Genomic DNA, 13,697 nt, shown 5'->3' on the forward strand with positions numbered 1-13,697 from the left:
CATGTCCGATGCCGTCAAAACGGTTGTAAAAAAAGGGCGTAAGCGAAAACAACCCCAGATTTCAAACGTTTACATAACGCGTTATGGCGAATATGATGGCGTCGGCATGGGTTGTCTCAGTGACGACAGTCTCTATCTGACCCAGCGCGGTCTGGCGCGACTGTGCGGGGTGCAAAACGCCCATATCGGCACGATCAGCGCCGACTGGCACACCGATAAGCCACGCATCCGGGCGATTAAGGCGCGGCTTGAAACGGTCAATGAAAACCGCCCAAGCCCTCACCGCGTCATGAGCCATAAGGGTCGCATCCAGCACACCTATGATATGGCGGTCTGTCGGGCAATTCTCGCCTATTATGCCTTTGACGCGGGTCGGCAAACTCAGCCGGAGGCAGAAGCGCATCTTCGGGCCTATGATGGTGCGGGGCTTGAGGCCTATGTCCGGTATGGTTTGGCGATGGGGCTCAGGCCTGCGGAAGGTTCGCCCGCCCAACCGATCCGTTTTCAACCCATTGCCGACGAGGTTGAGATGCCGTTGCCTCAGGCCGATGCCTTAAGCGACATGATCCGCGCCTATTATGACCTGTCATTCCTGATGGCGCAGGCCTATGTGGCCTGGTTGAGCGCCTTGATGCAGCGGGCGGCGTGGAATAACCGGTTGGGGCTATATGTGCCGCTCAGGGCGTTTTTGACTTCGTAAATGGCACCTTGACGGTTAAATAGGTCGCCGCCCGCCACAACCACTCCAGCGGGCCGTAAAGAAATGCTTTGAACCACAGATGGGCAAAGGCGACCTGAGCGGCGAAGGCGGCAAGCCCGATCAGTACGGCCTCGGACTGGGTCATGGTGGCGTGCATCCCAAGTCCGTAACCGTAAAAGACCGGCACGAACATCAGCGATTGCGCCACATAGAGCGTCAGAGTCATCCGCCCGGCAGGGGCCAGCACATTGAGCGCCTTATGGGCAAAGCTATAGTAGAGGCTCATGAACCCCAGCATCAGCACGGTCATGACGCTGAGGTCGAACAGGCTCGACAAAAATGCGCTAAACAGAGACTTGGGCATAAACATGGCCTCGGTTGCGGGCATGAGGTCGGCGATAGACCCGCGGCTGAAATAAAGCCCGATAGCGGCGACGAAGGCTATAACCAGCCCTGTCAGGCGCTCGCCGGAAAAGCGTACCGGTTCGCGGAAAAATCCGATCCGGCCCAACACCATGCCTATCAGCGACAAACCTAAAATCTGGCTGAGGCGGCCGGATTCATACATGAACAGCCATTTAAAGGCGTGGCCGTCGCTGATGTTCATGGCGATGGTCTCAGCAAACCCGCCGCTTAAGTAAACTTCGGGGATTTCGGCGCTCCAGAATTTCAGGGGCTGATTGGCCCAGTCGGCGCCGTTCAGACCGCTGATGATGTGCACCCACATCAGCGGCTGGAGCAGTAACAGCACACCAATGGCGGCCACCACCGCATTGGATTTCACCCGGTAAAATGGCAGCAGGAAAAGGCCCATAACCGCCAGAACCTGCAGCACATCACCACGATACCAGACGGCGTGCGCGCAGCCGATCAGAAATAAAATGGTCAACCGCCAGACAAACCGGCCTGTGAAATCGACGCCCTTCTGGGCCGACCGATCCATAATGATGACAAACGACACGCCAAAACACAGGGCCAGCAACGCAAAGGCCTTACCGGCAAAGACCGTGAAGATGACATCGTGCCAGATAAGCTGAGCCGGATCAGTAACCGGATGGGCCCAATAAAGTTCAAACAATTCCGGCATGTGGACGATGAACAACCCAAACAGGGCAAAGCCCCGCAGAGCGTCGAGACCCTCCATCCGCGGAGTGAATTCAGGTTTGACAGGCGCCACGGTATTTTCCCCATATCTGTTCTTTCGCCTGATCGGGCAGGCGTTTTTTTAACCGTATAACAGGATTTGGAGCGTCGGGCCAGCGCGGGTCAAACCATCCGCAATGGCCCGCCGTTGAAGATGAAGCTTAAAATCTTTGAACGGGCAATGCCCAGATAAACGCCCCACGAACAGATCAGGGTGCCTGCGGTCGTCAGGACAATCGACAGGATCGGATTGAGATCAAGCTCAATACACACCGCGCTGAACACCAGCACAAAGACCATGTGCCATAGGTAGATGACGAAGGAGGCATCGAGCAGCCGTGCCACCATCGGATGCGGTTTATTGGCCCATTTGTGCATCAGGCTGAGGAAAATCTGCGTCCCCAATAAGCCGCACGGCAGCCAGTTGATGTTTTGCGCAATCTTGCCGATGAGGGTCTGAGAGTGATCATAGTAGACAAAGACACAGATCAGCACGGCCCCTAAGATATAGGCAAAGGCTGACGGCTTGAGGAACCAGTTAAACAGCTTAGGCTGCCCCGCCAGTATAGCGCCCAGAAAGAAGGCCGGCCCGAACGCCAGTATCGAGCGATATTCGTACACACCAAACAGCAGGTCATGTTCTGCGCTCAAAATCCGGCCCAAGGCAGCGAGCCCAAGCCCCCATCCGGACAGAAAGACGAGCATCAGACCCCAGACCAGATTGGGCCTGGCACCGACCTTATCGATAAAGCGCTGCGGCAGGTGGCCGGCCAGGCCGCGTTTATGGGCCACCCAAAATAGCGCCAGCAGACTAATCAGGGCCATAAGGGTAATCAGGAACCAGCGGTGGGTCAGCCACTGCGGCGACAGGGTTGTGACCATGCTGAGCCAGTAGTCAGAGGCGGGCGGCCCCTCCCGACCGGGGGTAAAGGCTATGGCGGCCATTTCAAGGGGGGCCAGCAACAGACTGCCCAGAATGACCGGCACGCCCAGGCGCACGAACTGACGATCCAGCCATTTTCTGACATCGGCGCGCTTAAGGATCAACAGCGAGAAACAGCCGCTGATGAAAAAGAAAGCGAACATCCGAAAGCTGTGGGTGGTGGCCGCAAAAATCGTGGCCGTATGGGAGGTTTGGGCTGAGGTGATCAGCCAATCCTTATGTTCACTGAAGACCATGGCGGCGTGGTAGGGAATCCCCATCAGCAGCATCAGCACGCGGCAGGTGTTTAGATAATGCAGCCGGTTGCCTGCGGTCTCAGGCACCACCTGACCGCGCAGGGCTTCGAGGGCATCTATGGTTTGCACTTCCCAGTCTTCGGGCAGGAAACCGAGATAGTCCTCGATCGCCAGGGATATCTGCACATAGGACAGGGAATCACCGGAGAGGGACGCAAAGGTCGATTGGCCGGAAATGATTTTGGCACCGGACAGGGCGGTATAGATGGCGGCAATGCTGTCCCAGCGTGATCTGGGCGCCGAATGGCCATTGGCTACGGTCTTTGGCTGTTCGGCCTGTCGCAACAAAGCCTGATAATCGGTTTTGCCATTGGACAGGCGTGGAATAGCCTCAACCTTAAGGACTGACACCATAAAGGGCGGCAGTTTATAGGTTTCACAGACCCATGCGCTCAAAGCGTCTATGTCGGTATCGGCGGTGGTGGCGATGACGATCTTATCGTCCGTGCCGGTGCAGGCAACCTCGCCTAAACGCTCCCGCAGCCTGTGTTCGACATCATCAAGGTTAAGCCGCACACCGAAGGGTTTGATAAACCGCTTGGCGCGGCCAATAATATAGAACAGGCCGTCCGCGTTGCGGCAGGCGATGTCGCCGGTCAGCAGGTGATCAAGCCGGTCGTCACGGGCAAGATCGGGCAGGCTTTCCGCATAGCCCATCATGACGTTGTCGCCTTCATAGACCAGTTCGCCGGGCGTGTCAGGGGTGGTGATTTCCGTACCGTCTTCGCCCTTAAGCCACAGGCGGCCACCGGGGACGGCGCGACCAATGCAGTCAGGGTAGCGGGTCGCCATGTCAGGCGGCAGATAGGCCATGCGCGGGGCGGCCTCGGTCTGGCCGTACATCACATAGAACTTCCAGCCCTGTTGCTGGCTGAGTCCGGCATAGCGGGTGACCAGCGCAGGCGACAGTTTACCACCGGCCTGAGTGACGTAGCGCAGGGTTTTCAGATTGCCCAGATAACGGCTGCGTTCCAGCACTTCGAAGCTATAGGGCACGCCGGACAGGCCGGTGACTTTGTGGGCCTTCACCGCCTGCCACAGGTCAGCGTCAGTGACCGAGGCTTCGCTTAAGACGACCGATCCGCCGCACAACAGATGGCTGTGCAGGATGGAAAGACCGAAGGAGTAGCTGAATTTGAGATTGAGCAGCCCCCGGTCCTTGGCCGTCAGTTCAAGATATTGTGCAATCGAGCGGGCATTGGCTTGCAGGTTCTTGACCGACAGCTTGACCAGCTTGGCCGTGCCGGTTGAGCCCGAAGTGGACATTAAAACACTGACGTCCGGGTGCAGGCCCAGATCCTGAGCGTGGCGGGCTGTGATGTCACCGTCAGCCGCTTCGGGCCGGATCACGAAATGCGGATTATATAGCGTGATCAGGTCATCCAGACGCGCCGGCTCATAGTCCGAAAACAGATGGACGGCATAGCCCGCCCGCAGACAGGCCAGATAGCGCACGACCGACTTGGCATCATTTCGCACACTTAAAAACACCAGCGACCGCTGACCCGGCAGGCAGGTTTTCAGGTGCTGCATCAGCTCATCGCAGCGCGCCGACAGGTCGCCATAGCTGATTTTGACATCACCCTCGATCAGGGCGATCGAACGCGAAGGGTGTGTCAAACTGAAAAACGAGGCGGTGGCCATGCGATAATCCGGTGTCGGGCAGGTTAGACCGTGGTTACTGCAAATCCCATACCAAGGGCCGTGTCAAATATCGGGACTTTCAGAAGTTTTGTCGGTGACTAAGCCTTATGTGGTCGTCACTACCCTACACATCTTAAAAAGCAGAAATATTTCGGCGGTGCAACATAGATGCGAATAGGGCGCCCAAAGTCGCGTCACACTTTTTGGATGCGCTTTAATTAAAATGATTTATAAGGCGCGGATGAAACGAGCATCTTATACATCCGGCAAAGGCCAAAAGGCCGAAGCTATAGGCCCCACACAGCGACAATTACGCGCCGGGGAACTGGTCCGCCATGCGCTGGTTGAAATCCTGCGCGAAGAAGAGATCCATGACGAAGCCCTGCACGGGGTGTCGATCACTGTGACCGAAGTGCGCTGTTCGCCTGATCTGCGTCATGCGACTATCTTTGTCGAGCCGCTGGGGGCGGGGCTGCTAACGGGGGTTTCTCCTGAGAAGGTCAAGCCGGCCATTGATGCGCTCAACCGCCATGCCAAGTTTATGCGCGGCGTTTTGGGCCGAATGATCGACATGAAGTTCACGCCCGCGCTTAAATTCCTGCATGACGAAAGCTTCAACGAAGCCTCGCGCCTCAATGCGCTGTTCTCCCGCCCGGAAGTGGCGCAGGATTTGGCGCATGATGAAGATGACCAAGACTGATGGGGCGCACTAAAAAAGGCGATCCGGTCAGCGGCTGGGTCTGTCTCGATAAGCCCTATGATATGGGATCGACCGACGCGGTCTCGAAAATCCGCCGGTTGTTCAATGCCCAGAAGGCCGGTCATGCCGGGACGCTCGATCCGCTGGCGTCGGGGATTTTGCCGATAGCCCTCGGTGAAGCGACCAAGACCGTACCCTACCTGATGGAGGCCGATAAGGTTTATCGCTTTCGCATCAAATGGGGTCAGACCACCAACACCTATGACGCTGAGGGCGAGGTCACGGCCGCGTCCGATGTGCGCCCGGCTGAGGCTGCCATCGTTAAGGTTCTGCCCGCCTATATTGGGGACATCGAGCAGGTGCCGCCCGCCTTTTCGGCCATCAAGGTCGATGGCAAGCGCGCCTATGATCTGGCCCGCGAGGGCATTGAGGTTGAGCTGGATGCCCGCACGGTTCGGGTCTTTGATCTGCACCTTGAGGTCATCATTAGCCCTGACGAAGCCGAGTTTATACTCCATTGTGGCAAGGGCACCTATGTGCGCTCACTGGCCCGCGATATCTGTCTTGATCTGGGGGCGTGCGGCCATGTGTCGTACCTGCGCCGGGAGCGCGTCGGGGCCTTTGACCTGACCAACACAAAAACACTGGATAATCTGACGGAAATGGTGCATAGAGCCGCCTCCTTGGAGGCTTTGCTTCCGGTTGAGACGGCGCTGGACGACATCCCGGCGTTGCCTGTGACCGAAGATGAGGCTTTTAAGCTCAAGCGGGGTCAGGCTTTGACCCTTCTGCCGCGTCAAGTGGAACTGCTCAAAAGTGCCTTTGAAATCCGCCGTGAGGCGGGCCGCAAAGAACACCTCAGAACAGTTCAGGCGCGTCACGAAGGTGAGGTTCAGGCCCTGTGCGAATTGCGGGCAGGCCAGCTATGGCCCACCCGGATTTTAAACCCTTAATTTCTCAATAAGGAGAAACCCGATGTCGATCACTCCCGACCGTAAGGCCGAACTGATCCATACCCACGCCCGCACCGAAGCCGATACGGGTGGCGCTGAAGTCCAGATTGCAATCCTCACCGAGCGCATCACCAATCTGACCGAACACTTCAAGACGCACAAGAAAGACAACCACAGCCGCCGCGGTCTTCTGAAGATGGTTTCGCAGCGTCGTCGTCTTCTGGACTACCTCATTTCTCGTGACACCGACCGCTATAAGGCGATCATCGAGACCCTGGGTATCCGCCGTTAATCTTTGCGGTAAAAATCACAAAAAGGGCTTGGGGCCAAACCTCAAGCCCTTTTTGCTTATTCGCGGGGCTTTACCGCGAATTCAGGCTATTCGCCCCTCAACAAAAAGTTCAATGGAACTTTCGCGTAAAATGCGATATTGGGCGCGGGCATAGTTAAAAATATCGATGCACATCTAAAATGTCGCGCTTCGAGTCCGAAAATCCCCAAAACAACACACGGGCACTTTTCGGATAGCGCTTCGCACCATTGGGAATGGGCCTGATGGGAACTGAAAGAAAAACATATGTTTGATATCAAAAGAAAAACAATTGACTGGGCTGGCCGTAAGCTGACCCTTGAGACCGGCCGTATCGCGCGTCAGGCAGATGCTGCGGTTCTGGCCACCTACGGGGAAACCACAGTTTTGGCCACCGTCGTGTACGCACGCTCGCCAAAGCCGGGTCAGGATTTCTTCCCGCTGACTGTCAACTATCAGGAAAAGACCTTCGCCGCCGGCAAGATCCCCGGTGGTTATTTCAAGCGCGAAGGCCGCCCGTCTGAAAAAGAAACCCTGGTGTCGCGTCTGATCGACCGTCCGATCCGCCCGCTGTTCGTTAAGGGCTTCAAGAACGAAGTTCAGGTCGTCGTGACCGTCCTGTCGCATGACATGGAAAATGATCCGGACATTCTGGCCATGGTCGCCACGTCTGCAGCGCTTACCCTGTCGGGCGTGCCGTTCATGGGCCCGATCGGTGGTGCTCGCGTGGCCCTGATCAATGACGAATATGTTCTGAACCCGACCCTCGACCAAACCAAGGGATCCTCGCTCGACCTCGTTGTCGCAGGTACGCAAGACGCTCTGATGATGGTCGAATCCGAGGCTCAGGAACTGGGCGAAGACAAGATGCTGGGCGCGCTGATGTTCGCTCATGCCGGCATGCAGCCGGTAATCGAAGCGATCATCGAAATGGCCGAGCATGCCGCCAAGGAGCCGTTCGAGTTCGAAGCCGAAGACTTCTCAGAGGTCGTCACTCAGATCAAGGCTCTGGTCGGCAATGACATCCGCGAAGCCTATACCCATCAGGGTAAAGAGCAACGCCGCAATGCCGTCGGCGACGCCAAGAAAAAGGCCGCCGCGGCTCTCGTGAAATCCGATGAAAACCCGGACGGCGTCGATGCCGCCATCTTCGGTTCGGCTTTTAAGGAATGTGAAGCCGACGTTCTGCGTCGTGACATCATCGATCACGGCCGCCGCGTTGATGGCCGTCCGGTCGATAAGGTTCGCCAGATCGTGTCGGAAGTCGGCATCTTGCCGCGCACCCACGGCTCGGCCCTGTTCACCCGCGGCGAAACTCAGGCACTTGTGGTCGCGACGCTGGGTACCGGCGATGATGAGCAGTTCATCGACAGCCTGGAAGGCACCTACAAAGAAAAGTTCCTTCTGCACTATAACTTCCCTCCATACAGCGTCGGTGAAACCGGCCGTATGGGCTCGCCCGGTCGCCGCGAAATCGGTCACGGTAAGCTGGCCTGGCGGGCTATCCGTCCGATGCTGCCGTCGGCGGAAGAATTCCCGTACACCGTGCGCGTGGTCTCTGAGATCACCGAATCCAACGGCTCATCCTCGATGGCGACCGTCTGCGGTACGTCGCTGGCGCTGATGGATGCCGGTGTGCCGCTGAAGTCGCCGGTATCGGGTATCGCCATGGGCCTGATCCTGGAAAAAGACGGCTTTGCGGTTCTGTCGGACATTCTGGGTGACGAAGATCATCTGGGCGACATGGACTTTAAGGTCGCCGGTACCGTCAACGGCATCACATCGCTGCAAATGGACATCAAGGTTCCCGGCATCACCGAGGAAATCATGACCAAGGCGCTGCGTCAGGCGAACGAAGGCCGTCTGCATATCCTGGAAGAGATGAACAAGGCCATTTCCGGCGCCCGTGAAGAGCTGGGTGAGTTTGCACCTAAGATCGAAACCATCAAGATCGCGACGGATAAGATTCGTGAAGTGATCGGCGCCGGCGGTAAGGTCATTCGTGAAATCGTCGAAAAGACTGGCGCTAAGATCGATATTGCTGACGACGGCACCATCAAGATCTCGGCCTCTGAGCAGTCCAAGATCGACGCCGCCCGCGAGTGGGTCAAGTCGATTGCCTCTGAGCCTGAAGTCGGCGCTATCTATAACGGTAAGGTCGTGAAGGTCGTCGATTTCGGCGCATTCGTGAACTTCTTTGGTGCCAAGGACGGCCTGGTCCACGTCTCCCAGATCAAGAACGAAAAGGTCGCCACGGTTGCCGACGTTCTGAAAGAAGGCGACGAAGTCAAGGTCAAGTTCATGGGCTTTGATGATCGCGGCAAGACTAAGCTGTCGATGAAGGTCGTCGATCAGGAAACCGGCGAAGACCTGACCGAAAAGCTGGCGGCTGAACGCGCGGCCCGCATCGAAGCCGGTGAAGAAGTGCCGTCGGAAGAACGTGCTGAGCGCTCCGACCGTGGTGATCGCGGCGACCGCCGTCCGCCGCGCCGTCCGCGCCGCGACTAGCAGGGTCTAGACCCTGCACCCGTTAGCTTGGCAAAGCCGAACGGGTAAGGATAACGAAAGGCGATCCCGTTGAGGGGTCGCCTTTTATTTTTTCTTCGTTTTGGGTAGTTTTTTTACTTCTTTAATTATGGAAGATATTTGTTTATCCGCTTCTCGTTGACGCTCCTCTTTTCGAATTTGTATATATTTCTCATACTGAGATTCTGCTTTACGTTTAGCGTCAGAAGCTTTTATAGAACCACCTGTATTTAAGACGGTACGACCAAGCTGCTTTAATTGTAGGTCAAGAATGTTCTGCGCTTCTTGCATTGTCGTCAAACGACCCAAATCAAGCTGATCTTCGAATATATCAAGAAGTATGGATGTTAATCGATTTAATTCTTTTATTTCAGTTTGTGCCAAATAATTCTTTGAGACAGTAACATCTATCTTTCTAATATTTTCATGTGGCCAAGTCTGTAACCCCATATTGTCTACGCTTGAATCTGCTCTTTTTACGATAAGTTCGGCTGGCGTAAATGATGTCACTGCATAGACCAATTTAGCTTGAGTTCTTTGATAAAACTCGCGAGCCAACTCTGTTGTTCCATCATAGTCTTGGCACATGGCGCATATCGAACGAAGCTCTCGATACAGGTTAGCTTCGTCTGAGCGAATATCGCGGATTATTTCGCGAAGCTCAGTAACCCGGTCGAAATTTTCCGGCTGTTTCAGGCGCTGTGAATCTACAACAAAGCCTTTTGTAGCGAACTGAACCAAAACGCTGGTTGCCCAACGCCGGAAAATAGTAGCTTGAGTTGATGAGACCCGATAGCCAACGGATATAACCATATCTAGGCTGTAAAGTATGGCTGGACGACCTGTCGTTGTTTGCGTTTTTTGCAAAGAAGTCGATTCTTCCAGTTCGCCTTCATCAAGCACATTATTAATGTGCCGGGAAATTGTTGAAACATCCCTACCAAAAAGTTGGCTGATCTGGGCTTGGCTCATCCATAGCGCTTCCCCTTCATATCGGATGTCCAGTCGCAAACCTTTATCAGTTCCATAAACAAGAAATCTGTCTCCGGTATCTGCATCTTCTATGAGATGAACGGGTTCGGCGTCCTTATCTGTCATTATTTCACCTATAAAGCGGGAACAATTTGGCAACATATCGCGATTTTTCTGTTTCGTCCACATTCTCAAGGCTATATTTCAAACCGTTGTATCAATTTGAAAAACTGGAAAAATGCAAATCACCGACCAAATCCTTGACCGTGGCGCGATCCTGTTGCTGGCCAATAAGGGCGAGCCGGTAAAGCTTATCGGCTGCGAGGTCGAAGCCATCGATCTGTCGGATGTTATTCTCAACGGCTGGGTGTTTGAGGACTGCATCCTGCGCAAAACCAAATTCAAATCCGCCAAGCTGGAACATGCGCAGTTCATCGGCTGCAAGGGCGGGCAGGCTGATTTTACCTCCGCTGATCTGACCGAAGCGCAATTCACCGCCTGCGATTTCAATAACACCTCATTCAAGGGCACCGTCCTGCCGCAGGCGACCTTTAAGCGCTGTAAGCTGACCGGTGCCAATTTCAGCGACAGTCGCAATATCGATGTGACCTTTGAAGAATGCCGCCTGAACGATGCTCATTTGCGCGGGTTTTCGTTCAGCAAGCAGACGCTGAAATCGCTGGATATGCACAATGCCGATCTGCAACGCTGTGATTTCAGAAAAGCGGTGTTTGAGGATTGTTCCCTGCGCGATGCGATCCTGGATAATGCCCGTTTCGAAGGCGCTGACCTGCGCGGTACGGACATCGGCGGGGTGCGTCTTGAGGATGCCCGCCGCTTCAAAGGGGCGACCATTTCGCGCGCTCAGGCCGCAGAACTTCTGTCCGAACTGGGCTTGAAAGTGCTATAAGGGATGGGCCGGTATTCATAAACCGGCTCTGGTTTCCGTAGCGTAAGGTAAGCGTTATCATCAACCGCAAATAGCTTGTGACCCGTTTGAAAACCGGCTACGCAACGCCTGTTGCCTGACGGTGACATAGCTGTAACTGGAAAATTTAATGCACTCAAAAACCTTTAAGGCCTCGCTGGGGAGCGCTAGGGCCTTAACTGCTACCGCCATGACAAGCGTCGTGGCGATGGCGGGCGCATATGCCGTACCGGCCTATGCGGACACTGAAGATGTAACTGAAGTCGTGGTCACGGCCCAGAAACGGGCTGAACCGCTGGCGACCACGCCATTGTCGGTTGCGGTCGTCACAGGCGACCAACTCAGGCAAGCAGGCGCCCATGACCTCAAAGACCTGCAAAGCCTGACCCCATCGCTGATCATTACCTCGACCGCCAACGAGGCCCAGACCACGGCCCGCCTGCGCGGTATCGGCACGGTCGGCGATAATCCGGGTCTGGAATCCTCGGTCGGTGTGGTGATCGACGGCGTGGTGCGGGCGCGTACCGCCACGGCCATGAGCGATCTGGGCGAGGTGGATCGTATTGAAATCCTGAAAGGGCCGCAGTCGGGCCTGTTTGGCAAGGGCGCCTCGGCCGGCCTTATTCAGGTCGTCACCAAGGCACCGGAAATGGCCCCACGCCAGACCCTGGAGCTGACCGCCGGTGAACATGGCACGCTAGGGGTTTCCGGTTATGCTACCGGGCCGCTTAGTGAGACCGTGGCCGGGTCGCTGAACCTGACCTATCGCAGCCGTGAGGGTCAGTACAAAGTCCATACCGGCAATGGCCCGCGTAGCGACGACCGCGACAATGATCAGAACTATTACTCCGTGCGCGGTCAGTTGTTGTTTGCGCCCAATGACACCGTGACCGTGCGTGTGATCGGTGACTATACCAAGCGCGATGAAAACTGCTGCGCGGGTGTGGCCGTGGTAAAGGGTGCGACCTCGGCCTATATCGACCTTTTGGCCCCCGACAGCGGTGTGGCCCAGACGATCAATCTCGAGGGCCGCGAAGTCTGGTCCAACCGTTCAACCGCGCAGGTGCTGGTCGATGCGGGCCTGTCAGTTGAAACCGTGGTGCGGTTGTCCGATACGATCGATCTGACCTCGATCACGGCCGCCCGTCACTGGGATCACACCAATGGCTATGATGCGGATTTCTCATCAGCCGATATCTATTACCGCGAACCGGACGGCGCGTTTGGCAATCGCTTTGATACCTTAAGCCAGGAACTGCGGGTGGCTGGTCGCACGCCTAAGCTGGACTGGATGGTGGGTCTTTATCTGTCGTCCGAAGACCTGACCCGCCATGATCAGTATATTTATGGCGCGGCCTATGAGCCCTATCTGGGTCTGCTGTTATCGGCTGGTGGCAATATCAACCGGGTGTCCCAGCTTACTGGACGGCCTGTGGGCCAGTCTTTTGGGGCGGGAGATGGCATGAATGATGTCTATAACCAGAAAGAGCGTAATATCGCTCTGTTCACGGACAATAGCTGGCATTTCACTCAAACCGTGACGGCGACTTTGGGTCTGCGCGTTAATAAACAGGACAAGACCCTGATCAGCCGCCATACGAATTCTGACGGCGGCGTGGCCTGTGCGGCGGCACAAAGCCTCAATATCGGCGGGGTCGGCACGATCTGTCAGTCGTTTGCCAATCCGGCGTTTAACAATCTGTCCTATGGCCAAAAACATGAAGAAGACGCCACGACCGGATCGTTTCGTCTGAAATGGCAGGCCCTGCCCTCGCTGATGACCTATGTGTCCTATGCGCGCGGCTGGAAAGGGGCGGGCTACAACCTCGACCGTGAGCAGACGGCGACGTTTGCGGCCGATAAGGATACATCCTTTGCGGCAGAAACTTCCGAATCCTATGAGGTCGGTCTCAAAGGCCGGTGGTGGCGGGGGCGGCTGGCGCTGGATGCCGCTGTCTTTGATCAGGCGTTCGAGGATTTCCAGCTGAATACCTTTTTGGGCACCAGCTTTCTCGTAAAATCGATCCCGGAGCTGAAATCGCGGGGTGTGGAGTTTGAAACGCGCTACAGCATCCCGTCGATGGGCTTGAAACTGTGGGGCGGGGCGACCTTTGCCGAGGCCCAATTCGGGCCGCAAGCCGTGGCGGGGCTGCCCAAGCTTACCAACCACAGAGCGGCCTTTGCGCCCAAATGGTCGGTAACTTCCGGTGTGGATTACCAGCGTGAGGTGATGAACTGGATGCTGCGGGCCAATCTGACGGCGCGTTATAATTCGGCCTATAATACCGGCTCTGATCTGGCGGCGATTAAGATACAGGAAGCGTTTACGCTCCTTAACGGTCGTCTGTCCCTTTTGAGACCGGATGATAGTGTAGCGGTCGAACTGTGGGGTCAGAACCTGACCGACGAGACCTATTATCAGGTCGTGTTTGGTGCCCCGTTCCAGTCAGGGACGTTTAACGCCTTCCTGTCGCAGCCCCGGACCATCGGACTTACTTTGCGGCTAAGACACTGATTTGCTAAGGTGGGGGCTTCGTGATAAGTGCCCCCACCACCCCTTTGCTATCGCAAAGCGGTCCCCC

10 protein-coding genes are annotated in these 13,697 nt (G+C 55.9%); 7 read left to right on the top strand and 3 right to left on the bottom strand.

Going from position 1 to position 13,697, the window contains the following annotated elements:
• Window position 1: 1 nt before the first annotated feature.
• Window positions 2-700: a hypothetical protein gene (locus tag OVA03_RS11695; protein ID WP_267524788.1), complete on the top strand. Its 699-nt coding sequence runs from the start codon at window positions 2-4 to the stop codon at window positions 698-700.
• On the opposite strand, the gene OVA03_RS11700 is transcribed toward OVA03_RS11695, so the two are convergent.
• Window positions 678-1,877: a DUF418 domain-containing protein gene (locus OVA03_RS11700; protein WP_267524790.1), complete on the bottom strand. Its 1,200-nt coding sequence runs from the start codon at window positions 1,875-1,877 to the stop codon at window positions 678-680. The genes OVA03_RS11695 and OVA03_RS11700 overlap by 23 nt on opposite strands.
• Before the next feature lie 89 nt (window positions 1,878-1,966).
• The gene (locus tag OVA03_RS11705; protein ID WP_267524792.1) at window positions 1,967-4,726 is read right to left on the bottom strand and encodes an AMP-binding protein; all 2,760 of its coding nucleotides are present in this window, start codon (window positions 4,724-4,726) and stop codon (window positions 1,967-1,969) included.
• A gap of 241 nt (window positions 4,727-4,967) precedes the next feature.
• Between OVA03_RS11705 and rbfA the strand changes: the two genes are divergently transcribed.
• The 4 genes from rbfA (at window position 4,968) to pnp (ending at window position 9,197) form a co-directional block, all read left to right on the top strand.
• Window positions 4,968-5,426, top strand: coding sequence for a 30S ribosome-binding factor RbfA (rbfA, locus tag OVA03_RS11710; protein ID WP_267524794.1), 459 nt, complete (start codon window positions 4,968-4,970; stop codon window positions 5,424-5,426).
• Window positions 5,426-6,379 carry a tRNA pseudouridine(55) synthase TruB gene (gene truB, locus OVA03_RS11715; RefSeq protein ID WP_267524796.1) on the top strand — a complete coding sequence of 318 codons (954 nt, stop codon included), beginning with the start codon at window positions 5,426-5,428 and terminating at the stop codon, window positions 6,377-6,379. Before rbfA ends, truB begins: the two co-directional genes overlap by 1 nt.
• Window positions 6,380-6,401: 22 nt before the next feature.
• The gene (gene rpsO, locus OVA03_RS11720; RefSeq protein WP_267524798.1) at window positions 6,402-6,671 is read left to right on the top strand and encodes a 30S ribosomal protein S15; all 270 of its coding nucleotides are present in this window, start codon (window positions 6,402-6,404) and stop codon (window positions 6,669-6,671) included.
• A gap of 285 nt (window positions 6,672-6,956) precedes the next feature.
• Window positions 6,957-9,197: a polyribonucleotide nucleotidyltransferase gene (gene pnp / locus OVA03_RS11725; protein WP_267524799.1), complete on the top strand. Its 2,241-nt coding sequence runs from the start codon at window positions 6,957-6,959 to the stop codon at window positions 9,195-9,197.
• A gap of 84 nt (window positions 9,198-9,281) precedes the next feature.
• Here pnp and rhuM read toward each other — a convergent pair whose 3' ends face one another.
• The gene (gene rhuM / locus OVA03_RS11730) at window positions 9,282-10,313 is read right to left on the bottom strand and encodes a RhuM family protein (RefSeq protein ID WP_267524801.1); all 1,032 of its coding nucleotides are present in this window, start codon (window positions 10,311-10,313) and stop codon (window positions 9,282-9,284) included.
• A 112-nt stretch (window positions 10,314-10,425) separates the two neighbouring features.
• On the opposite strand from rhuM, the gene OVA03_RS11735 reads away from it, so the two are divergent.
• Window positions 10,426-11,097 carry a pentapeptide repeat-containing protein gene (locus OVA03_RS11735; RefSeq protein ID WP_267524803.1) on the top strand — a complete coding sequence of 224 codons (672 nt, stop codon included), beginning with the start codon at window positions 10,426-10,428 and terminating at the stop codon, window positions 11,095-11,097.
• A gap of 208 nt (window positions 11,098-11,305) precedes the next feature.
• Window positions 11,306-13,630: a TonB-dependent receptor gene (locus OVA03_RS11740; protein WP_267524804.1), complete on the top strand. Its 2,325-nt coding sequence runs from the start codon at window positions 11,306-11,308 to the stop codon at window positions 13,628-13,630.
• Window positions 13,631-13,697 lie beyond the last annotated feature (67 nt).

The sequence above is a fragment of the Asticcacaulis sp. SL142 genome (assembly GCF_026625745.1).
In the GTDB taxonomy this organism is placed as follows: Bacteria; Pseudomonadota; Alphaproteobacteria; order Caulobacterales; family Caulobacteraceae; genus Asticcacaulis.